Annotated in this window: 19 protein-coding genes; 13 read left to right on the top strand and 6 right to left on the bottom strand. The window is 40.7% G+C overall.

The annotated features are described in order from the left end of the window. Window positions 1-4: 4 nt before the first annotated feature. Both ESV85_RS12455 and ESV85_RS12450 read left to right on the top strand, forming a co-directional pair. Window positions 5-643 carry a hypothetical protein gene (locus ESV85_RS12455; protein ID WP_146918064.1) on the top strand — a complete coding sequence of 213 codons (639 nt, stop codon included), beginning with the start codon at window positions 5-7 and terminating at the stop codon, window positions 641-643. A 296-nt stretch (window positions 644-939) separates the two neighbouring features. Continuing rightward, the gene (locus tag ESV85_RS12450) at window positions 940-1,416 is read left to right on the top strand and encodes an acyl-CoA thioesterase (protein ID WP_146918062.1); all 477 of its coding nucleotides are present in this window, start codon (window positions 940-942) and stop codon (window positions 1,414-1,416) included. Window positions 1,417-1,561: 145 nt separating this feature from the next. Here ESV85_RS12450 and ESV85_RS12445 read toward each other — a convergent pair whose 3' ends face one another. Further along, on the bottom strand, window positions 1,562-3,640 hold the full coding sequence (locus ESV85_RS12445) for a beta-N-acetylhexosaminidase (RefSeq protein WP_146918060.1): 2,079 nt from the start codon (window positions 3,638-3,640) through the stop codon (window positions 1,562-1,564). A gap of 201 nt (window positions 3,641-3,841) precedes the next feature. Here ESV85_RS12445 and ESV85_RS12440 point away from each other — a divergent pair, with 201 nt between their 5' ends. The 3 genes from ESV85_RS12440 (at window position 3,842) to ESV85_RS12430 (ending at window position 7,168) form a co-directional block, all read left to right on the top strand. Further along, a complete protein-coding gene (locus ESV85_RS12440; protein WP_146918058.1) occupies window positions 3,842-5,173 on the top strand; it encodes a GntP family permease in 1,332 nt (443 codons plus the stop codon). A gap of 390 nt (window positions 5,174-5,563) precedes the next feature. Next, on the top strand, window positions 5,564-6,352 hold the full coding sequence (locus ESV85_RS12435; RefSeq protein ID WP_146918056.1) for a polysaccharide deacetylase family protein: 789 nt from the start codon (window positions 5,564-5,566) through the stop codon (window positions 6,350-6,352). Between the two features lie 192 nt (window positions 6,353-6,544). Beyond that, window positions 6,545-7,168 (top strand): 2OG-Fe(II) oxygenase, encoded by a 624-nt coding sequence (locus ESV85_RS12430; RefSeq protein ID WP_146918054.1) that lies wholly within the window; start codon window positions 6,545-6,547, stop codon window positions 7,166-7,168. Window positions 7,169-7,266: 98 nt separating this feature from the next. Here the strand turns inward: ESV85_RS12430 and katG are convergent, their stop codons facing one another. Then, window positions 7,267-9,510 carry a catalase/peroxidase HPI gene (katG, locus tag ESV85_RS12425; RefSeq protein ID WP_146918052.1) on the bottom strand — a complete coding sequence of 748 codons (2,244 nt, stop codon included), beginning with the start codon at window positions 9,508-9,510 and terminating at the stop codon, window positions 7,267-7,269. A 333-nt stretch (window positions 9,511-9,843) separates the two neighbouring features. Here katG and ESV85_RS12420 point away from each other — a divergent pair, with 333 nt between their 5' ends. From ESV85_RS12420 to ESV85_RS12405, 4 genes are all read left to right on the top strand, one after another. After that, the gene (locus ESV85_RS12420; protein WP_146918050.1) at window positions 9,844-10,404 is read left to right on the top strand and encodes a LemA family protein; all 561 of its coding nucleotides are present in this window, start codon (window positions 9,844-9,846) and stop codon (window positions 10,402-10,404) included. Between the two features lie 57 nt (window positions 10,405-10,461). After that, entirely contained in the window at window positions 10,462-12,141 is a 1,680-nt protein-coding gene (locus ESV85_RS12415) for a DUF2207 domain-containing protein (protein WP_146918048.1), read from the top strand. Window positions 12,142-12,465: 324 nt separating this feature from the next. Next, window positions 12,466-13,176, top strand: a complete 711-nt coding sequence (locus ESV85_RS12410; protein WP_146918046.1) for a hypothetical protein — start codon at window positions 12,466-12,468, stop codon at window positions 13,174-13,176. 64 nt (window positions 13,177-13,240) lie between these two features. Further along, window positions 13,241-13,774, top strand: a complete 534-nt coding sequence (locus ESV85_RS12405; protein WP_146918044.1) for a dihydrofolate reductase family protein — start codon at window positions 13,241-13,243, stop codon at window positions 13,772-13,774. A 2-nt stretch (window positions 13,775-13,776) separates the two neighbouring features. On the opposite strand, the gene ESV85_RS12400 is transcribed toward ESV85_RS12405, so the two are convergent. From ESV85_RS12400 to ESV85_RS12390, 4 genes are read right to left on the bottom strand one after another with little or no spacing between them, the layout of a single operon-like run. After that, on the bottom strand, window positions 13,777-14,559 hold the full coding sequence (locus ESV85_RS12400; RefSeq protein WP_146918042.1) for an SDR family NAD(P)-dependent oxidoreductase: 783 nt from the start codon (window positions 14,557-14,559) through the stop codon (window positions 13,777-13,779). A gap of 39 nt (window positions 14,560-14,598) precedes the next feature. Then, entirely contained in the window at window positions 14,599-14,751 is a 153-nt protein-coding gene (locus ESV85_RS22300) for a hypothetical protein (RefSeq protein ID WP_191321999.1), read from the bottom strand. 14 nt (window positions 14,752-14,765) lie between these two features. Further along, on the bottom strand, window positions 14,766-15,866 hold the full coding sequence (locus ESV85_RS12395) for a sugar phosphate isomerase/epimerase family protein (protein WP_191321998.1): 1,101 nt from the start codon (window positions 15,864-15,866) through the stop codon (window positions 14,766-14,768). A 3-nt stretch (window positions 15,867-15,869) separates the two neighbouring features. Further along, window positions 15,870-18,422 carry a c-type cytochrome gene (locus ESV85_RS12390; protein WP_146918040.1) on the bottom strand — a complete coding sequence of 851 codons (2,553 nt, stop codon included), beginning with the start codon at window positions 18,420-18,422 and terminating at the stop codon, window positions 15,870-15,872. Between the two features lie 212 nt (window positions 18,423-18,634). Between ESV85_RS12390 and ESV85_RS12385 the strand changes: the two genes are divergently transcribed. The 4 genes from ESV85_RS12385 (at window position 18,635) to ESV85_RS12370 (ending at window position 22,933) form a co-directional block, all read left to right on the top strand. Then, window positions 18,635-19,063, top strand: coding sequence for a cupin domain-containing protein (locus tag ESV85_RS12385; protein ID WP_146918038.1), 429 nt, complete (start codon window positions 18,635-18,637; stop codon window positions 19,061-19,063). Between the two features lie 38 nt (window positions 19,064-19,101). After that, window positions 19,102-20,235 (top strand): DEAD/DEAH box helicase, encoded by a 1,134-nt coding sequence (locus ESV85_RS12380; protein WP_146918036.1) that lies wholly within the window; start codon window positions 19,102-19,104, stop codon window positions 20,233-20,235. Between the two features lie 348 nt (window positions 20,236-20,583). Further along, the gene (locus ESV85_RS12375) at window positions 20,584-22,341 is read left to right on the top strand and encodes an arylsulfatase (RefSeq protein WP_146918034.1); all 1,758 of its coding nucleotides are present in this window, start codon (window positions 20,584-20,586) and stop codon (window positions 22,339-22,341) included. 7 nt (window positions 22,342-22,348) lie between these two features. Continuing rightward, window positions 22,349-22,933, top strand: coding sequence for a TMEM175 family protein (locus tag ESV85_RS12370; RefSeq protein ID WP_146918032.1), 585 nt, complete (start codon window positions 22,349-22,351; stop codon window positions 22,931-22,933). Window positions 22,934-23,036 lie beyond the last annotated feature (103 nt).

The following is a 23,036-nucleotide window of genomic DNA, read 5'->3' as shown; positions in this document are numbered from 1 at the left end:
GATCATGACAAAGAATAAAATTAGACTTATTCTTGTAGCATTAGGCGCTATATTCCTTTCGATTAGCTTAATAGCGATTGTGAAGGAATTTGGAAAAGATGAGAGCAAAACACAACTTGAAACCTACTTCGAACCCAATCAGATCGAAGAACTTAATAAACTAACTGAATTTGTAATTGGACAAATAATTAAAGACTGTGGCGGAGATCAGGCAAGTTGTTTTAACAAATACTTTGATCGATTTAATGGCTACGATTATGAAATTACTGGGATTTCCAAATCAAAGCAAAGTGAACTTTTGGACTCCTTATCTCCTGTTTTATTTAGTGACATTTGGGCTATTTGTAAAGGAACAAGATCCTATTCCGAAGATAGTGTAGTAAACGTTGAGTCTCTCTGTCCTAAAACGGGCGGTAGATTCGGTAGCTTTTTAATAGATTACTGTTCTAACAACAATAGGCTCGCTGCTTATGGAAATACTTTTGAAATGGCCGGTGACTATCCTCCGTCTATGACGGTACAACTTCTTGAAAACCCTTCGACGTTTGATTTGAGTTCGAAAGAAGAACTTTTACTAATTTCTGTTCATTTACTTACTCTGAATAGTGAACATACAATCATAGAATCTATCCCTAACGATTGAGCCAATTAGCAGAATGAAAAAATTGAATGGCGATTTATATTATCTAGAATTGTATTCCAGGCAAATATTGGTCTTGCAGTAGTCAAGATAAATCCTCAAACACAAAGCGATAGGTAGTTAAAAGAGCCTCCTGTATGCCAACGGCATTCCCAGTCCAAACCCCGAATACAGCATGGCGAAATTCAGGGTCATAGTAATCCTAAGTTAATCCAAAGTGCCAAAGGCACGATCGATACAACCTATAAAAACCCCAAAATATCCCTTAGCTTAGCAGACCTATAAAACCAAGCAAACCTATGGATACCTCACACAAAACCTCCTTCCAGTTTATTAGCGAACCTTCTGACATAAATTTCGGTGGCAAAGTCCATGGCGGAGTCGTGATGAAATGGATAGATCAAGCGGCCTATACTTGTGCCAGAACATGGTCGGAAAGTTACTGTGTGACTGTTTATGTGGGTGGTATTCGTTTCTATAAACCCATCAATATCGGTGAGGTGATCAAAGTCGATTGCTCGGTGATCTATACTGGGAGTTCCAGTATTCACATCATGGTGGAGGTGTATTCCAGAGATTTTTCGCATCAAGAATTTGAGAAAAAGACGCACTGCATTATCATTTTCGTGTCAGTGGATGAAAATGGAACTCCCAAAAAAGTGAAGCCTTGGATCCCACAAACCGATCAGGAGAAAAAACTAGAAGAATACGCTATAAAGCTAAAAGCTCTCCGTGAAAATATTCACAACGAGATGAAGCCTTTCTTTAATGAATAAACCGGGTAGCCTAAGCTCGCAAACCATTTTGTGAACCCAGAAAAAAAAGGCTACAATTGATTTAGTCCGTCAACTCGATGGTTATAATAAAAAAGGCTGCTTCTGGAGAAGCAGCCTAACTTAAGTTATCATTATAGCAACTGGCTCAATTATTCTTAATATCACCCTCAATCATCAGACTATTTCCTTCCTTGATTTTTTGCAGAAATAGACCCTCAACATAGAATTGCCAGTCCGAAAATCTAAGTGCCTGATTGGCTAAATGAGCATGGTGATCCTGATCCAAAATATAGTCATCTGGCTTGTTCAGCTCTCTGGTTTTACCATATACTTTCTCCAATTCCACCAACTGAGCGTTCCACTCGCCTTCTAGACTCAGAAGTTTTTCTTTGGCAGTCTCTCTTTCCTCAGCCGTTTTCGCAAGATCCCACTCTGCAAGAAGTAATAGGGATTTATTGGTGAATTGAGTCACTTTAGCCACTTGCTCATAGACTTCTAGCGTATAGTTATTTCTCAATGCAGCTTTTTTGGAAGCAGCGATTTTATACAAAACTGAATCAACTATCACCTGATTTACCTTGGCTTTAGCCAGTTTCTCCTTATTCCTTTCCGTCCATTCTCCAGGAGTATTGGCCTCCGGCAAAGTCAACACTGCATCCTGCATAGGATTGTCCATTCTTCGAAGTTGATTGCGATCTTTTTTGTCCAGCAAGGCATTTTTCCAAAAAGCTACTGGAGCTTCCAAATCATTGATAAAAGCAAAGTCTTCTGACGCCAATTCCGAGCCGAAAGTTCGCTGTCTATAAGCAGCATGTAGTTCTCCGGAAGTCCGCTTTTGACCAGACCAGGTGTACTCAGCAAAAATCGCAATACCTCTGCCATACAACTCAAAGTGCGGAGAATCATCATCCCAAAGCGTCAATAGTAATCCATCTGCATTATTATCAATGGAAATCAAAGCGAAATCCCGAATGTTAGCTGTATTACTTTCCTCGAGTGGCATAAGATTCCAGCGAGTCTGACCTGCGGTAGCTCCCATCACCAGGAAACCATGATCGGTAAACCATTGCATCGCACGATTATTACCCATAGTCTCAGGCATGTCGTAGTTCCAGCGCATATACACACAATTTTTCGGGAACATATCCACATACTTATTCAAGTTAGGTTCGTTCACCGTCCAGATACTATCCACCTGGACTTCCGAAAGATTCCTGTTATAAACAGAACCATATACCCCAGCATTTTTCAACGGCATATCATCCCAAAAAATAGGAGTCACACCATGCTCTTCTGCATACTTACTCACTTTATTCAGCCAGGTTAACTGTAACTCCAAGGGTGATTTCCCACTTCCTCTTCCTGTAGTATGTACTTCATCCCCGCCCACATGCAGGTATTGCGCATGGGGAAAAGCGGCCAGTGCATCCGAGTACAGATCAAATTGCACCTCGTATGTTCGCTCATCAAGCGGATTAAAAGCCCAATCACTTTCCGGATCATCACGCAAATCCTTGTATTCCTCATGCTTCAGAATAAATGAAGCGTGTCCAAGTCCTTGCACCAAAGGAGAAATTCTAATATTTCTAGCCATAGCGTAATCACTCAGCTTTTTCCATTCTGCTATAGTCCATGCATCCGAAGAACCCACTTTTGGTTGCTTCTCAAATGCTAGTTTATCTTCTATTTCCAAAATAACCCCATTGATTTTCATCTCAGCCAAGCGATCCATCAGCTCATAGTAATAGTCCTTCTTTTCCAGATGATGCTTCACATCGAGTTGCACAGAACGATACTTCAGAGCTGGCTCATCCTTTACAGAGATCAAAGGCAAAGCAGCATCTTGATCCAGCGCATCCTGAACTAATTGACCAAGCGTAATCACTCCATACCAAAGACCTTCCTTTGTAGTAGCCGTGATGGCAATGTGATCTTCAGAAATATCAAGCGTATATGCTTCTGCCTTCAAGTCAGAATCCTTGTCTAGGCTAAAAGTCAAAGACTTATTCTTAGAAGCTTCAAGGGCTTTACCCGATATAAAATCTGCTTTTGCCTGATCCACTAGATCTTCAATATCGGAGGCTAGCAAATCAGAAATCCCCGAAATTTCTACTGAGCTAGGGCTTGGTAAAATCATGAAGCTCCCTTCCTTCTTGGGTACTGAGTTGCAGGAAGCAAGTATCAGTAAGGTTATCAGCAAATTGAACGTTGAAAATAATCGCATGCAAAGAGGTTATTAAGTATAAAGAATTTTGAATTGGCTAAAATACCAAATATTCAACCCTAGTGAGGCCGCTCAACAAACAATTCAAAAGCTATTACAGCTTGAGGCTTTAATATTCCCTTTTTTTCCCTAATTTTTAGGTTGAAGGTTCATAACGCTACCTGTTTAGAGCTCTTTTTTAAAAACCCAACCTAACCCAAAATGCTCACACTTCTGATCATCCTTTTTGCCTTGGCATTAATTCTAATTGCCATCGTCAAATTTGACATCCATCCCTTTCTTGCTCTTTTCTGCGGTGCAATCCTCTATGGATTGCTTGCGGGAATGCCTGGAGAATTGATCTTACAATCCATTTCAGAAGGATTTGGAGGTGTACTGGGAAGCATAGGTTTGCTGATTTTGCTAGGTGTGATGATGGGAACTTTTCTAGAGAAAACAGGCGGAGCTATAGTCATTGCAGAAAAAATTCTTTCGTGGATCGGAGAGAAATCAGTGACACTTGCCATGATGATTTCGGGGTATATACTCTCTATCCCCGTTTTTGGAGACAGTACCTTTATCATGATGAATCCGATCAGCAAATCGCTTTCACTGAAAAGTAAGGTTCCTTACGCTGCCACTACTATTGCATTGGCTTTGGGAGCTACTGCATCCCATTCTTTAGTCCCTCCTACTCCAGGTCCGATTGCTACGGCAGGAATTTATGAGGCGGACCTAGGAATGATTATTTTCTACGGACTTATCGTGAGTTTGATTGCATTGATCCCCAGTTACATTTTTGTCAAAAAAGTTGCTTATAAAATCCCTTTGGTGCCAAAGATGGCTGTCAAAACAGAGGAAATTGAAAAGAAAAATAGACCATCAGCATTTGCTTCTTTCTTACCAATTATCGTCCCTTTGATTTTGATTATTGTCGCATCGATTGCAAAATACCCAACCAAACCATTTGGAGAGGGCACTTTTTACACCTTTATCCAATTCGCAGGAAGTCCAGTCATCGCCTTACTTTTAGGCTCATTTCTGGCTTTTACCTTACCAAAAAAATTCGATGCAAAACTTCTTTCATCCAGTGGTTGGATCGGTGAAGCGATTTTGATTGCAGCGCCGGTGATTCTGATTACTGGTGCAGGTGGAGTATTTGGAAAAATGCTGCAGAATTCTGGAATAGGTGATCTGGTAAGCACGAGCATGAGTGGTGCAAGCTGGGGTATTTTTCTTCCATTTCTAATTGCTTTTGCACTGAAAACCGCCCAAGGCTCATCCACAGTAGCGATGATCACTACTGCATCTATAATTGCCCCCCTACTTGGTTCTCTTGGACTTGACTCAGAAACTATGCGTGTCTTTGCTGTCTTGGCTACAGGCGCTGGAGCAATGGCGATCTCCCATGCCAACGACAGTTTCTTCTGGGCAGTGACTCAACTCTCCGGACTATCTATCAAACAAGGCAATCAAACTCACAGCCTAGGCACACTGATTATGTCCGTGACAGCTATAAGTGTGATTTATCTGATTACCTTGGTTGTTGGCTAAAATCTAGATTTTGGGAAAAAGGCCAATAATTGAAGCAGTTATTTTTCAAATAATACCTATACTCAAACATTTCCAAAACAGACATTATGCGAAAAAAATGGAGTAAACTTCACCTTACCTTACGAATAGGAATAATCTTATTGATTGTAGGGATCAGCCCTTTACTAATTGTTCTTGGGCTTAATGAACTAGGAGTCATTGATGCTGGAAATGCTGTAGGACCAGGAATTCTTGCAATGTTAACCTTCTATCCTTCTATCATATTAATTATAATAGGTTCTGTTTTAACCTTTATAAGGAATAGAAAAGCAAAGATATCCCTGTAAAAAACCCTGTAAACACTGACAAAGGGCTTACACTTAAAAATAGAGAAATCAGGACTGAAGGATCATGAAAAAATTTATCATTTTACTTTATACTTTTTCAGTTGTTCTATGTCTTGATGCCCAAATCCTCAAAAAACCAATACCCGACAAATTGGTCGTTCTAACATTTGATGATGCACCGGCAAGTCAGTATTCTATTGTAGCTCCAATGCTAAAGGAATTTGATTTTGGAGCCACATTCTTCGTCTGTGAGTTTCAGCCAAATTATACTGATAGCACATTATATATGAATTGGCGGCAAATTCAGGAGTTGGATAAAATGGGTTTTGAAATTGCTAATCACACGCATACACATTCCAATGTCAGCAAACTAACACAATCAGAATTCAACGAACAGCTCACTTATATCGAGACTAAATGTGCCTCACTCGGAATCCCGAAACCTACCAACTTTGCTTATCCTGGATATGGATTAAATGCTCAAGCTTTAAATTTTTTACAGGAAAAAGAATACGTTTTCGCACGAGCTGGCGGCAGTAGAGCTTATGACCCTTTGAGTGATCATCCATTCCTGATTCCTAGCTGGGCCACCGATGAAACGAATAAGGCTGAGATCATGAATGCCTTTGATCAAGCCAAAGATGGAAATATTGTCATCTTGACAATTCACGGAGTTCCAGATATAGAACATCCTTGGGTGAATACACCTCCCGAACTTTTCAAAGAATACTTAGAATACCTTGACGAGAATGACTTCACCGTTATTTCCATCAAAGATCTGGAAAAATACATCGATGTAGCAGCCGCTAAAAAAACCATCACTCCAGATTTTTCCATGAAGCTTAGTAACTGATTTCTAGAATACTCAGGTAATTAATCTCTCTGTTGAATTCATATATCTGCTAACCTGAGATTTCAAAACTCTTTTTTATCCATCTCTGATTTTCATGCTCTCCAAAAAGAAAATGAAAGAATGACCCAAAGAATGATCTTCTTGTGTAAAACCCGAATTGTAAATTAATACAGCTAGGTTCTAACTACCAAAATGGATAAGGATCAGGAGGATAAGGAGGAGAAAGATCAATTCGAAGAAATGATTCAAGGCCTAATCGACAATAAGTATGGTTGTAGTAATAACTTCATAGATTTTAATACAGTAACAGGCCTTCGGGACAATATACAGCGTGAAAATCAGTCGGGAAATCTGCAAGTTTCCGGAACAGGCAACAAGCAAGATTACCAACAAAATGCGCTGATTAGAGGTGATAAAATCAAATGGATTGATGAGAAAAGTGTCAACCAATTTGAAATGATCTACAATAAAAAAGTGGGGAACTTTATTTCACATTTGAATAAAACCTGCTTTACTTCTATCAAGACTTTTGAAAGTCATTATGCCAATTATGAGCCAAAGAGCTTTTATAAAAGGCACTTGGATCAATTCAAAAATGAAAAGGGAAGGAAATATTCCATTGTTCTTTTTTTAAATCAAGACTGGCAAGCTGAAGATGGCGGCTTGCTTTCCTTGTATCCTGAAGGAAGTGCACAACAAGACATTTCACCTATTGGCGGAAGAATGGTTTTCTTTCAAAGCGATGAGATGGAACATGAAGTTCATCCATCTTTTACCCGCGACCGAAGAAGTATAGCTGGATGGCTTAAGGATTAACTAATCCTATCAAGCTTTTCTATTTCATAAATTGACTTTCAGAAAAAAAGGTGATCTGTTTCCAGATCACCTTTTATAGTTCAATTAAGAAATTTGAATTAAGCCAAATCGTAACGATCAAGCATCATTACCTTATCCCAAGCTGCGACAAAGTCCTTAAGGAACTTATCTTTTGAATCAGAACATCCATAGACTTCTGACAAAGCACGAAGCTCAGAATTAGACCCGAAGATCAAATCCGCACGAGTCCCAGTCCATTTTACTTGGCCTGTCTTACGATCTGAGCCCAAGAAAGCATGCTGTCCACTATCTGCAGCCTTCCAAGTAGTACCCATATCTAGGACATTTACAAAGAAGTCATTGGTCAGAGCTCCTGGAGTTGAAGTAAATACTCCATGCTTAGAGTTATCATAGTTAGTTCCCAACACTCTCAACCCGCCAACAAGCACGGTCATTTCAGGTGGAGTAAGCTTAAGAAGCTGTGCGCGATCTACGAGCATTTCTTCAGCAGACGCTTTGTGCTTAGGTCGGTAATAATTACGGAAACCGTCAGCTGCTGGCTCCATAGCTGCAAAAGAAGCTACATCAGTTTGTGATTGAGACGCATCCGCTCTACCTGGAGTGAAAGGAACTTTAACCTCATTACCCGCATTTCTAGCCGCTTGCTCCACACCTGCACATCCAGCGAGTACAATTAGGTCAGCCAAAGAAATCTGCTTTCCAGAAGCATTGAATTCCTTCTGAATCCCTTCCAGTTTATCGATTACTTTTCCAAGTTGAGTAGGGTTATTTACTTCCCAATACTTCTGTGGAGAAAGACGAATACGAGCGCCATTGGCACCTCCACGCATATCGGATCCACGGAAAGTAGAGGCAGAAGCCCAAGCAGTAGAAACTAATTCAGAAACAGAAAGTCCTGATTCCAACACCTTAGACTTCAGAGAAGCTACATCCGCCTCATTCACTAATTCATGAGTGACCGCAGGAATAGGGTCTTGCCAGATTAATTCTTCAGTAGGTACTTCTGGACCTAAATAACGATCAATTGGCCCCATATCTCTATGAGTCAACTTGTACCAAGCTCTAGAGAAAGCATCTGCAAATTCATCAGGATTTTCGAAGAATCGTCTAGAAATCTTCTCATAAGCAGGATCTTCCTTCAATGCCAAATCAGTTGTCAACATTGATGGAGCATGCTTCTTAGACGGATCATGAGCGTCAGGCACTGTACCAGCGCCAGCTCCACCTTTTGGAGTCCACTGATGAGCTCCAGCAGGGCTTTTGGTCAATTCCCATTCGAATCCAAATAGATTCTCGAAGAAGCCATTGCTCCATTTTGTTGGAGTAGAAGTCCACGTTACCTCAAGACCACTGGTGATTGTATCTCCAGCATTCCCTGTTCCATACGTATTCTTCCAACCCAGACTCATTTCTTCTATCGAAGCTCCAGCAGGCTCATGGCTTACGTATTCACCTGGATCTGCTGCCCCGTGAGTTTTGCCAAAAGTGTGACCACCTGCGATAAGCGCGACAGTCTCCTCGTCATTCATAGCCATTCGACCGAAAGTCTCTCTAATATCATGAGCTGCGCCGATCGGATCTGGCTGTCCTTTTGGTCCCTCTGGATTCACATAAATCAATCCCATGTGAGATGCTCCTAGAGGATTTTCCAATTCACGATCTCCACTATATCTTTCCTTATCTCCTAACCATTCACCTTCTGATCCCCAGTATATATCCTCCTCTGGCTCCCAAATATCTTCACGTCCACCACCAAAGCCGAAAGTTTTCAGCCCCATAGTTTCCAAAGAAACATTACCTGCCAGAATCATTAAATCAGCCCAAGAAATCCTTCTTCCATATTTCTGTTTGATTGGCCAAAGCAGCAATCGAGCCTTGTCTAGGTTAGCATTATCAGGCCAGCTGTTTAGCGGTGCAAAACGCTGAGATCCTGATCCTCCTCCTCCTCGACCATCTGCGATACGATAAGTACCTGCACTGTGCCAAGCCATTCTGATAAAAAATGGACCATAATGGCCAAAATCTGCCGGCCACCAATCCTGAGAATCTGTCATCAAATCAGCTAGATCTTTCTTCACTGCGGCTAAGTCCAAAGACTTGAATTCTTCAGCATAGTTGAAGTCCTTATCCATTGGATCTGATTTCGAAGAATGCTGGCGAAGTATATTCAAATTCAATTGGTTTGGCCACCAATCTCGATTTCTTGTTCCTCCACCTGCAGTCTTTGTTACCGCACCGCCGGTGAACGGGCATTTTGCTTCGCTATCATTGACATCCCATACAGGATCTGTATTGTCATGTCCGTTTTCTTTGTTATCCATATGATTAGGGTTTGTGTTTAATTTTTACGAAAGCTAATTTACTACAAGTATTATATATGTAATCAAAAATTCAATTGATAAAAACTATGACTCTTTTACACATACGATTGAGAAAGTCATTCCTGAGGGGATATAATTGATTTTCAAAATACCTAAATTCTCGGAAAGTTTGAAATTTGTGACCTTTGATAACCAACCTTCAATTTGTTGATTTTCTTGAGTATTCAATAAAAGTTGGTATTTTGAAACTGTTAAATCATTCGACATGGATGATCCCCGTAAGTTTTCACTTTTTGATGTCTCTGTCTTAACCCATTTTAAATTCAACCCATCATGGTAGCACTTCTCATTATTGCTGGAATCATTTTGTTTCTGGGCATTATCCTAGTTGGTATTTTCAACCAACTAGTGAAAAACAAAAACATAGTAAAAGACGGCTGGAGCAACATTGATGTAGCGCTTAAGAGACGCTATGATCTAATTCCTAATCTTGTAGAAACTGTAAAAGGATATGCAAGTCATGAAAAAGAAACGTTGGAAGCGGTGATTCAAGCCAGAAATGCAGCGATGGCAGTACCTTCTGATGACATCAATAAGCAAATTCAGGCAGAGAATCAGCTTCAAAAAACTCTTCGAAGCATCTTTGCATTGAGTGAAGCTTATCCAGACTTGAAAGCGAATACTAACTTCCTTCAACTGCAGGATAAACTGAACGAGATCGAAGAAAACCTGGAGCGCTCAAGACGCTATTACAATGGCACCGTTCGAGAAAACAATACGTATGGAGAAAGCTTCCCTGCGGTAGTTGTAGCCGGTATGTTTAATTATCAGCATTTTGACTATTTCGAGGCAGAACCAGAAAGCCGTGAAAATGTGAAAGTGAGTTTTTCTTAATTGCACGTCAAAAGCCTTGCAACTTCAATGGAGCTTAGTAGGTATATGAGCACTAGTATGAAAAAAATCGCATTTCTATTCCTTATATTTTTTGCGCAGCTCAATGTCTATGCACAGGATTTCACGGTCACTTCTTATTCAGTGGATATTACACTCCATGAAGAGGGTTACTTTGATGTAATCGAGAAGTACAATATCTATTTCACAGATCCGAAGCATGGGATCTTTCGTGACATTCAGACTTCCTATGATTTTCTGACAGAAGAAGGCAATCAAGAAACTCGTAAAATCAAACTAAGCGAGATAGAAGTGCAAGGTTATAAATTTGACGCACCCTCAGCATTTGGGCAGAAAATGACCGATAATCTGCAGATCAAAATCGGTGACGCAGATATTACGCTTCAAGGCCCGCAAGAGTACGAAATCAGGTATAGGGTTGAGAATGCGTTTCTACACGAGAAAGAAGTAATTCAATTCTATTGGAATATTAAGCCTAGTGATTGGTATGCGCCTTTCAATAAAATTGATTTCAAGGTTCAATTACCTCCAGGAATTATGCTAGATGAAGGAGATTACTTTCTATATGCTGGCACTGTTGGATCAGCTGTTCCTACATCAGATTTTGAGACTACTTATTCTAACGGCATCTACTCTGGCTCCACTAAACCTGATGTGGTTTCTTTCGGTGGAGAAGCTGTCACTGTACTTTTGAAACTCCCTTTAGGAAGCATCAAAGAAATCAAACCTTTCTGGCCGTTCTGGACAAATTATGGATGGGTAATCATTTTGACCCTAGTATACATTGCATTTTATGCTATCTGGAAGAAGCATGGCAAAGACGATCACGCCACAACAACGACAAGTTACTATCCACCCAAAGGCATGGATCCGGCCATGGTGGGCTTTTTGATTGACGATTCTGGTGATACGGCAGATTTGATTTCTCTTATTCCATTTTGGGCCTCACGCGGTTACTTGACTATTGAGGAGATAGATGAGAAAGGATGGTTTGCGAAAGATGACACTAGGCTAAAGAAATTGAAAGAATTAGAAGCTGATGCTCCTTTATATCAGCGCCAGCTTTTCAATGGACTATTTGCATCAAAAACTGAAGTGCTTGTGAGTAGTCTCAAAGAAAAGTTCTACACCACCATGAGTACCGCAAGCAGTAGTCTAAAAGACGCTGCTCAGATTTACTATGTGAATAAATCCAGAAGAATCAAGAGCTATACAATTGGCGGATTAGTAGTTTTGTTTTTTATTCTGGTTCCATCGTTTTTATTTTTCTGGGGAATAATTGCCGCCATCGCTGTAGGTATTTCTCTCATTTTCTTATTGGTAATGAGCCAGTTATTGATCAAAAAGAACAAAGAAGGCACGATGATTCTATCCGAACTGAAAGGCTTCAAACAGTTCATCAAAGTAGCGGAGGAAAATAAACTCAAAATGCTACTCAAAGAAGACCCCTCCTATTTCGAATCAACAATGAGCTATGCATTAGCCTTTGGCATGTTTGATAAATGGGCAAAAAAATTCGACTCACTAAATCTGCAACCTCCAAACTGGTATTACTCATCAAGTGGTAGAATGATGTCCATGAATCATTTTTCAAAATCTTTCAACAATTCCATCAAGTCCACTCAATCCACTATGGTAAGCTCACCGGCAAGTTCAGGTGGCTCAGGTGGTGGATCATCCGGAGGTGGTTTTGGAGGTGGTGGCGGTGGAAGCTGGTAAACTACTGAGTGCAGGAATCTCCTGAAACCCCAAAACCAGAGAAAAATCCCCCTGCCCCCTTTGAAAAAAAGGGGGAGTTACCCTATCGAACCTCAACCATTGATCCCAGAAACCTACTTTCAGTTGCCCTTAAACATTTCATAATGGAAGAAAGACCAAAGATCAAAATAAAGTTAGGATTCTGTACAAAAACATCCAAATCGCTCAAGGCTTGAAAGATGGTTTGGGTCATTGGTTTTTGCCTGTTTCCTTAGGATTTGTTTTTATTCCCTTGGTTTATTTTATAGCTTATTCATTTAGAATCAATAAGAAACTTCAGGCTAAATGAACCGAGAACAACTAAACAGTAATTTTTTTCCAACAGAGTTAATGCTCAAACTCTACAGAGACATTCCAGATTCTGAATATGAATCTAAAATAAAACTGCTCAATGATTTTATAGACGAAGTTCGAGGCTCCTATGATGAGGATGTTCTTAAAATAAAACAGCACAACCAAATAGCTCACATCTACTGGATGTCGGAACAATATCCTCAAGCTACTAAGCACTTCGAAATTGTAGTGGAAATTATGGAGCCGGAAGACTATCCTTCCCTTTATTTTCTTGCAATTAATTTATTGATCAGAGGAAATAGACACCTTTCAAACTATGAAGAAGCTGAAAAATGGGTTTCAATTGCATTTGAAAATACAGAGATTTTCAACACTGCTAACAACTTAATCAACCTAAATGATTATGCTGACTTGATCACTGACTCTGGACAAGCTTTCGAGAAGAAATATATCCGGTTGATCAAATTAATAATTGATGAGCTTGGCTTTCCTGAGGTATTGGAAGATCCTGTAGAGACCATTCGATCAATGAATAAAACTCATAAGTTTTGGGCAAGGAGACTAGGTGAAATGGAATTAGGATCAGTCAGATCTGATTTGACTGTAACTATTGGTGAGTATGAGGATTATATTAAATCATGTGAAATTGAATGGTTTAGAAATTATGCCAAGAATGCTGTTGAAAAAATGAAAAACAAATAGCGCAACTCTTTATACTTGCGCTAAATTCAATAATCATCTGGCGCTGCAATAAATCTGATATCGTATGAAAAACAGCGTATTTATAGCCACCAGCTTAGACGGTTTCATTGCCGGAAAAAATGATGAATTGGACTGGCTTTCTACTTTTCCGGAAATTGATCATGTAGACACTGGATTCAATGAGTTCACTTCCCGCATAGATGCCCTGCTGATGGGAAGAAATACCTTTGAGGTGGTTGCAGGTTTTGAAGGTGATTGGTTTTACACCAAGCCTGTATTTGTTTGGAGTAATTCCTTGAAAGAGATTCCCGAAAAGTTCAAAGACAAGGCCTTTCTGGTCAAAGGAAGCATCACAGAAGTTCTTTCCGAAATTCATAGCAGAGGCTTTCACAAGCTTTATATCGATGGAGGCAAAACCATTCAGAGCTTTCTAAAAGAAGATTTAATTGACGAAATGATCATTACGACAATTCCTGTGTTGCTGGGATCGGGCATTCCAATGTTTGGAGATTTACCGAAGCAATTGGTTTTTGAATGCATAAAATCAACCCGTTTTTTAGACAAAGTCGTACAAAACCATTTCGTCAGATCTAGGTGAAATTACCTCGCTGTCCAGCCACCGTCCACAGTCAGCATAGATCCCACCATATAGGTTCCGGCAGCTGAAGCCAAGTAAATCGCAGCTCCCTGGATCTCTTCCAATCTCCCCCATCTGCCAAGTGCAGTAGCACCCACAATAAACTTTTTCCCCTCTTCTGTATCAGCAATCGGCAAGTTCATTTCGGTCAAAAATGGCCCTGGACAAATTGCATTCACAGTAATATTGAATGGTGCAAACTCCAACCCAAGCGCTCGTGTCATCTGAACAACTGCGCCTTTACTGGATGCATAAGGCGTTCTATTAGATAGTCCAACCAACCCCAAAGTGCTCGCCAAATTGATAATACTTCCTTTGCCAGCTTCTTTCATATAAGGAGTTACTGCTTTGCAGCATAGCCAAGTTCCAGTCACATTGATATCCATCACTTTGCTAAATTCCTCCAGCTGCAATTCATCGATCGCGCCGCGAATGTTGATTCCTGCACTGTTGATCAGAATATCTATACTTCCAAATGCATCAAAAGCAGCTTTTGCCATAGCTTCTGTCTGATCTTTATGTACGACATCCGCTTCAAAAGCAATTGCCTTTACACCATACAGTTCGGCGATTCTACTTGCTGATTCCTCACCTTCATTCAGAGTTCTACTTACTAGCATCACATTCGCACCAGCAGAGGCAAGTCCTTCAGCCATGGCTAAGCCCAGTCCTTTCGAACCACCTGTGATGATGGCTGTCTTTCCATTTAGGTCAAAAAGTTTGATTCCAGGTAATTTTTCAGACATGATTAGTTATAGGTTAATGATTAGATATTAATTATTGATTTATATGTATATCCGCTTTTCTGCCAGTATAGCAATAAAGGAAGTGGTTAAAGCTAGGATTGAGGCTACTTCGATTACCGGTCTTCGGGCCAGCAAACCAAAGAAAATAAGACTACTTGCATCATTACGGATAATCACATTGATTTTACACATTTTTTAGAAAACACTTAAACCAATCCTAAAGAACTTCGACTGTAATTCAAGCAAGAGACAACGTTCTGCTCTTCGTACGCGAGTTTCTCTTCAGGACTAAGCCCTGTGACATGAGGAAGATCTCCGGCAAAAGCTTTTTCCTTCACAAGTCGAAGTACTTTGGCAGTTTCCTGAGCAGATGCATCCTCAAAAGTCGCCCAATATCCATCAGTCAAATAAGGAATTTCTAAGGGATCACGAGTGATCATTTCCAGAGAAAATGTGATATCAGGATTGAATTTCTTACACAAATCTACTCCCGCTTTTACATCCACAATCCCCTCGCCAAGCGGAACCTCAGAAAGCAGAATGCCGTCTTCGTAATCTTTCACTCCCATATCCTTCACATGAGTGGAAAAAGCATAAGGAGCCAAAGTCTTGATGACTTCCATTGGATCCTCTAGAAATGACACATTGTTACCAAAGTCTAATGTCACCCCTACCCATTCGCTCCCAAGATTATTGATAATTGCTTCCAACTCTTTTGCGGTCCAGTCTTTATGATTTTCTATTGCCAGCTTCATTTTATGCTTTCTCACAATTGGCTCCGCCAATTCCATGGACTTCAATGCATTTTTTTTGAAGGTTTTATACTCCTCAGGGGTTTTGAAATTCACATATCTCCTACCACCCAAACACGCTGTCCTTAAGACAGTAGCTCCTGCTTCTTTTGCAGCTAACACTTCTGATTCAAATTTCGCGACATCCTCAGGAGTCTTTGGAAGTCCAATACTTCCTTCCAGATATAAGTCTAGCTTTTCTCTCCGATCTCGCACTTTCTTAGCAAAATCATCTGCCCAACCACTTACGAGCACCTGCACTCCACCAGCCCCGATTTGCTTGCAATGCTCCATCATATCAATAGCATCTGTAAAAGCAGGATACTTTTGACTATTTTCCTTGGATTGCCACCTCGCTCCGTAGGAATGAACGACAACGCCCATTGGAACATTCTTTAGGTTTTCAGGCAAAAAAGGAAGCGGAAAGCTCATCGCCATTGCTCCAAGGCTTGCGGTTTTAATGAAACTCCTTCTGTCAGCATCAAAGCTGAGGACATTGGTTTTGGGGTTCTTCATAGGTTAGGGTTTTGGGGTTTCTTCAGGAGGTATAGATTCTATGTATTCATTTAGTTCAGTGGCTTTCCACGGGTAAACTCTTCCTTGGGTAATCAAGCGAGTTTTGCTGACAGTACGGCCAGATATTGGCGGAGATTGATTGCCCCACTCATTCCTAATATAAGTCAAAATCGCTGCAATACTCCCATCATCCATCGTAGAATGTGAAGGCATAACAGGAAGAATATCAGGCGCATCGTAGGTTTTCCCAGCCACATCAATCGGACCTTCCAAACCATGTAGTAAGATCATTGCCAATCGTCTCTCATCTCCCAGTACCCAATCAGAATCAGCCAATGGCGGTCCCATTCGGGTTGCACCTGCTCCATCGGAACCATGACATCCTGCACAGGTCACCAGGAATTTTTGTCTACCCTGAGCAAACTGCTGCATTCCCTTCTCATCCAATTGACTTTCGGAAACTGCTTTTTCTGAAGGAACAAATCCTGGCCACGTAAATATTCGCCTCAGCATATCCAGACGATTTTCATCAATTGGAAGGTCTGTACGCTTGAAAAGCGAAGGTTCAGATTTTAATGCTATAAGCTCTTTGCCCTTTAAGTTTCCGGCCTGAATAGACATCCCTGAAATCAATATATTCTCTTTCCAGCCAAGTTCTTTCGTATTTGCCATTGTCAAAAGCCCATTAACTTCAGCAGGTTTTCCATTTTTCAGAACTGCTGTAGCCAGAGTTTCCAGAAAAATTTCCTTTGACTGATCCTGATTTTGCCACTCTGAAGAGACCCAAAGCTTTTGCAAGAAATCATATTCTCTTCCTTCCAAGCTGCTCAACATTGCATCGCGCATCAGTGGATCATCTCCATATTTTTTGAAAATAGCAGAAAGTACTTTTTCATCATCACTCGCAGAAAGCATATAACTACTCAAGGCAAGTTGTAAAGCTTCTGCCTGAGTAGCTTCTACAGCTGCATCCTCCATAGCTTTTGCTAGTTTGGATCGTGTAGAAGAAGATGCTTGCGCAAATGGCTCAAGTAATCTTAGCGCTGTACTCTGAATCAAACCCGAAGATTGCTCGAAGATTGAGAAAAGAAAATCTTCGGAAAGTATGCTTAGACCTTCCAAAGTCCAAAGTGCATGAAATCGTCCCATTTCACTCGCGTTTGGATCTACCGCCAACTTTATCAAAGCATCCTTCACGCTTAAATCCTTTCGCTCCACCAAAAGTCGCTGAGCCATATCTCTGTACCAGCCATCTTTATCAGAAAGGAATATGATTAAATCCTCATTACTTGCTTGAGAAAGCTTAGGCATAGCTCTGGTAGTTGCTCCCTCAGGAACAATCCTCCAAATTCTACCTAAATGGATGGGTAATTCCAACCCTCTATCTATCGTTTGCTCCAGCAAATACGGTGTCATAAAAGCTCCATGCTGGATCAGACCTCGGTACATGTCTGCTATATATAATGCTCCATCCGGCCCAGTTGCAAAACTTGAAGGCCGAAACCGCTCATCTGTAGAAGCTAAAAACTCTTTTCCTGGATTTGGATCGGTACCTGTGATCGTCGTCCCATTTTGAATCAAAACATTTCGCTTGACCAGATTGCCTGATGGCTCCGCTACAAAGGCATTGCCGTAGTACTCCTCCGGAAAAAGTGTGCTTCTGAATACTAAAGGAGAACATGCTGCAGTGAATTCCATTAGTTTCTGATTCTCATCTAAAACTCCCGGAATATAGCCCCTATTCACTGCTGGCGTAGGGCGAATCGGATAAACTCTACGATCCTGCGCCACTCCATAATCTATCCCAGTGGATGGACTATGATTGGGATTTCTTGAAAGGTAATTTGGAGGAACTAGATCTGCGTGAAGCTGCGACCAATTGTAATTGTAAAACAATCTACCCTGATCATCCTGACTGATTCCCCATTGTCCACGGAATTCGGTCAATTCTCTGATCCATTCTCCATCTTGATATTTATACCTGATTTTCGACTTCGCATTGTAATACCAGTTATCTACATTTCGCAGCAAACCATTATCTGAATGCTCGGGATTCCCTGAAGAGGCATAGGTCGAATCCAGCAAAACCTTTGTATCAGCTTTAAGATCTCCATCCAGATCCTGGGTGATCCAAAGCGCTTTGTTTTCTGCTACCAATACGCCATCGGCGAAAAAACCAAGAGCACGTGGCATTATCAAGCTATCCATATAGATGGTGCTTTTGTCCATCACACCATCCCCATTTTCATCTTCCAAAATGGAGATTCTGCCTATCGGTTTATCCTCTTCGGAACCCAACGTATCTGTCATAAAACCGCGCATTTCTATCACCCAAAGGCGGGCATCTGCATCGAAAGTGATAAATACTGGGTCCTCCACCATAGGTTCGGCGGCAACCAATTGGATTTCAAGTCCAGATTGCAATTGAAAAGTCTCTAATTCTTCCTTCGCTGATTTTGCAGGTGAGGGGTTTGAGGGATCTTCCTTGACTGTTTTGGCACATGATGCCAGAATCATTACTATAAAAAAGTAAGGAATACTACGGGTAATCGACATACTATAACACGGAATTTTGGGTTTGAGCAAAGCTCCCTAGGTAAGTAGACCATTTCAGATTTGGAATACTTAAAAAAGGGACTGTACAATTTGAAACATATTCAGCTGATACACAAGCTAGATTTTATGAATGTAGAGATAGATCTATAGAAAAACTGGCTCCTCTCGCTATCATTTTTGCTATATTAAAACATTCTTTAATACTTCGCCTTATGCTAAAAAACAGTTTGCTTGCCGCTATCCTACTTCTTTTTTCATTCTATGTTATTAAAAAGGAAGTACTGGAAGTCGCTGCTCCAAGTTCCGTCACACTCATCGAATCAGAACTTTCATGGAATGGAGATTCTTTGCCACATTATCCACTATCAAAGCCCAAGATTTCAATTCTCAAAATCACTATCCCTGCCCATTCGGAACTTCCGCTGCATTTTCATCCGGTGATCAATGCAGGCGTACTACTCACAGGAAAGCTATTTGTGATCGATGAAGATGGAAATGAGCTCACGCTAAAAGCTGGTGATCCTATCGTGGAAATTGTGAATAAAAAGCATTTGGGTAGGAATACAGGTGATATCGATGCTGAAATTATTGTCTTCTATGCTGGAACGCAAGGAATGAAGATTACCGAAAAAGTACAATAGTAATTTCCAAGCCTTAACTTTGCGGAAAATACGCGCACATGAACTTTTCAGAATTAGGACTTTCCAAGCAAATCCTTGAAGCAATCAAAAAAGCAAATTACGATAGCCCATATCCTATACAGATAGAGGCCATCCCTGCTATTTTGCAAAAGAAAGATGTGCTGGGAATCGCGCCTACGGGGTCTGGAAAGACCGCTTCTTACATTTTACCTATACTTCAAAGACTTCAGGAAAAAGCTCCAAATAAAGGGCGTATGATTCCTGTTTTGGTGCTGGTACCTACCCGTGAACTTGCAAGCCAAGTCGCAGAAGTGACCGAAAATTTTGCGCGATTTCTGAATAGACCTGTTAAAGCTTTGGCTGTTTTTGGTGGAGTATCGATCAATCCGCAGATGATGAAAATCTACGGAACGGATATTTTGATTGCTACTCCAGGTCGTTTGTTGGATTTGCTCTCTAAAAACTCGCTTAATCTCAATCAAGTGGAAGTCCTAGTTTTAGACGAAGCTGATAAGGTTTTGAATATGGGCTTCAAAGAGGAAGTGGATCAGATTCTAGAAAAACTTCCTAAAAAACGCCAAAACATACTTTTCTCAGCGACAAGTGAAGAATCTGTAGAAGGCTTGATCGACGAGATGCTTCATGAGCCTGTTAGAATTTCTGCCGAACCAGATACTGTTTCTCCGGATCTTATCGAGCAGTATGCGTACAGAGTTCCTATGGAGCAAAAAGGCCCTTTCCTTCGTTATTTGATCAACTCAGGCGACTGGTCTCAAATTTTGGTTTTTGCTTCATCTATCCGTGCAGCAGATAACATCGTCACGAAGCTTAACAAAAATGGGATTGAAGCACTGGCATTTCATGGAGACAAAAGTCAGGGTGCTAGAACGGAAGCATTGCATACATTTAAATCCGGGAAAACACGAATTCTTGTTGCAACTGATTTGGCAGCAAGAGGAATTGACATCAAGTTTTTGCCTCTGGTGATCAATTACGAATTACCTCGCTCGCCGAAAGATTATGTGCACAGAATAGGTAGAACTGGGCGTGCAGGAGCGACGGGCGAAGCTATTTCTCTAGTATCAGAGGAAGAATTGCACCATTTCAAAATCATCCAAAAGAAGATGAAAAAGCATGTGCAGCTGAGAAGTATAGATGAGATTGAGTTTTAAGGATTTTGCTTCCTGTTATACGTCAATTGCAAAAATAATAGGGTTCACACCTCGACTTCGCTCGGTGACCGATAATTTGATATACTATGGAGGGAGGGAGAAAAGTGCGGCGAGCCGCACTTTTCTCCCTCCCTCCTTTATTGATTAACTCCGGTGGCCGAGCGAAGTCGAGGCCAATTTAAATATCCAAACAACACATCGTTTTCTCATATATTAAAAATCCGCGTCGATCCACGTGTCTTTTCTGCGTTAATCTGCGGGAAATAAAAACACTCATTCAGGCACAGGATAGCTATTCCGTCAAAAGAATTTATTTTTAGATTACTGGTACGCACTAACCTTAATCTAATGAAGATCAAAAGCTCCATTTTTACCTTCCTATTTTTCATATCCTTCAGTTTTAGCTTTGCGCAGCAAAAGCAGAAATCTCCCAATATAATCCTCATCATCACCGATGATCAAGGCTACGGTGATTTGGGTTCCACTGGAAATCCTCATATCAATACACCCACTTTAGATGCATTCGCATCGGAGAGCATACGATTTACCAATTTCTATGTATCTCCAGTTTGCGCTCCTACACGAGCTAGCCTGATGACTGGGCGATATTCCCTGAGAACAGGAGTTCGTGATACCTACAATGGCGGCGCGATGATGGCAGAATCTGAAATAACCATTGCTGAGCTGTTGAAATCCAAAAACTACACGACGGGGATTTTTGGTAAATGGCATTTGGGAGATAATTACCCTATGCGCCCGAGCGATCAGGGATTTGATGAGTCATTGATTCATCTTTCTGGCGGAATGGGACAAGTGGGTGATTTCACCACTTTTTATCAGGGAGATCGAAGCTATTTCGATCCTGTGCTTTGGCACAATAATCAGCAAGAAAGCTACGACGGCTACTGCTCTGATATTTTTGCGCAGGAGGCGATCAACTTCATAGAGAAAAATAAAGACAAACCATTTTTCACCTATTTATCCTTCAACGCACCGCATACACCACTTCAGGTGCCAGATGAATATTATCAAAAATATAAAGATATAGACCCGTCAGCCGGTTTTGGCGAAGACGGAAAGCCTTTCTACCCTATGTCGGAAGGGGATAAAGAGGCTGCGAGAAAAGTCTATGCGATGGTGGAAAACATCGATGATAATCTGAAAAAGCTTTTCCTAAAACTAGAAGAGCTAGGGATAGAAGAAAACACCATAGTCATCTTCATGACTGACAATGGTCCGCAGCAACAGCGCTATGTAGCAGGATTAAAAGGCCGCAAAGGCAGTGCCTATCAGGGCGGAATAAGAGCGCCATTTTTCATTCGATATCCTGAAGGATTCAATGGAAACAGAGAAATCTCTGCATTGACGGCACATATGGATGTGCTTCCCACACTTGCAGACCTTTGTGGTTTTGAAGTGCCTAATGACAGAAAAATTGATGGCCACAGTATGGTACCATTGATAGAAGGAAAAAATAATGCTGCTAATGATCGGAGTTATTTCGCCTATTGGACTAGAAAGTACCCTGAACTTTATCAAAATATCTCTATCCAAAAGTCAGGTTGGAAATTGGTGGGCAACACAGATTACAATTCGGAAATCGCAAAATTTGATTTATTCAATCTGAATGAAGACCCTTACGAGCAAAACAATTTGGTGTCCACTAACAGTGCAAAGTCAAAAGAACTCAAATCTGAAATGGATGCCATTTACATCGAGCTTATCAACGAGAAAAACCAAAAAGATCCTCCACTAATCCAGGTCGGCAATACCGCAGAAAATCCTATAATCCTAAATCGAAATGACGCAGCGGGTGAACGTGGTATTTGGGATCAAGAAGACATATTTGGTTATTGGAATGTAAGCGTCGAGCCTGGAGTATATGACATACGGGTAAAATTCGTGAAACCTGTTCCTCCACAAGGGAAAATGACTATCGAGACTTCCAACTACGCCAATATCGCTTTTGATAAATCAAGTGATCAAATAGATATTCTGGAATTGAAGGGCGTGACTATTCAGGCAACTGAAGGGCAATTACTTCCTTTTTATGAGGTAAATGGCCAGCGATATTTTCCATTTTGGATAGAACTAACGAAAAAATAAACATCCAATGAACAAAAATAGGTTAGAAGCTTTTAGTGATGGTGTTTTGGCGATTGTCATCACGATCATGGTCCTGGAGATCAAAGTTCCCCATGGAGATCAATGGGCTGATTTGCACACATTGATCCCGGTGTTTTTTAGTTATGTCTTGAGTTTTATTTACATAGGAATTTATTGGAACAATCATCATCACATGATGCATGCAGCTTCCAAAATAAGCGGCAAGGTGCTCTGGGCAAATCTTCACCTTTTGTTTTGGTTATCCATGATTCCTTTCGCCACGGGATGGATGGGAGAGAATAACTTCGGTGCAGCGCCAATGGCTCTTTATGGAGTTATACTCTTATTGTCAGCCATTGCATACAAAATCCTACAAACAACACTTGTAAACTGTCAAGGGCGAAATTCTATCCTGGCGAAGGCAGTAGGAAAAGACAAAAAAGGGTGGATCTCACCTATACTTTACCTGATTGCAATTGCCGCTACTTGGATTCATCCTATTATAGCAGGAGGAATCTATGTATTAGTTGCATTGATATGGTTAATTCCAGATTTAAGAATTGAGAAAGTACTGGAATCTGAAAAAAACTGATTTTTCACAAAATCTATTCTTTGGTAATCCTATCTCCATCCAAAACCTTTCGATTTAGCTAATTTACTTTTCGCATAAAAAATTAGGCTATTAAAGATTCCTC

Source organism: Algoriphagus aquimarinus, from assembly GCF_007997215.1.
GTDB classification, from domain to species: Bacteria; Bacteroidota; Bacteroidia; order Cytophagales; family Cyclobacteriaceae; genus Algoriphagus; species Algoriphagus aquimarinus_A.
This window is presented reverse-complemented; position numbering and strand designations above follow the sequence as displayed.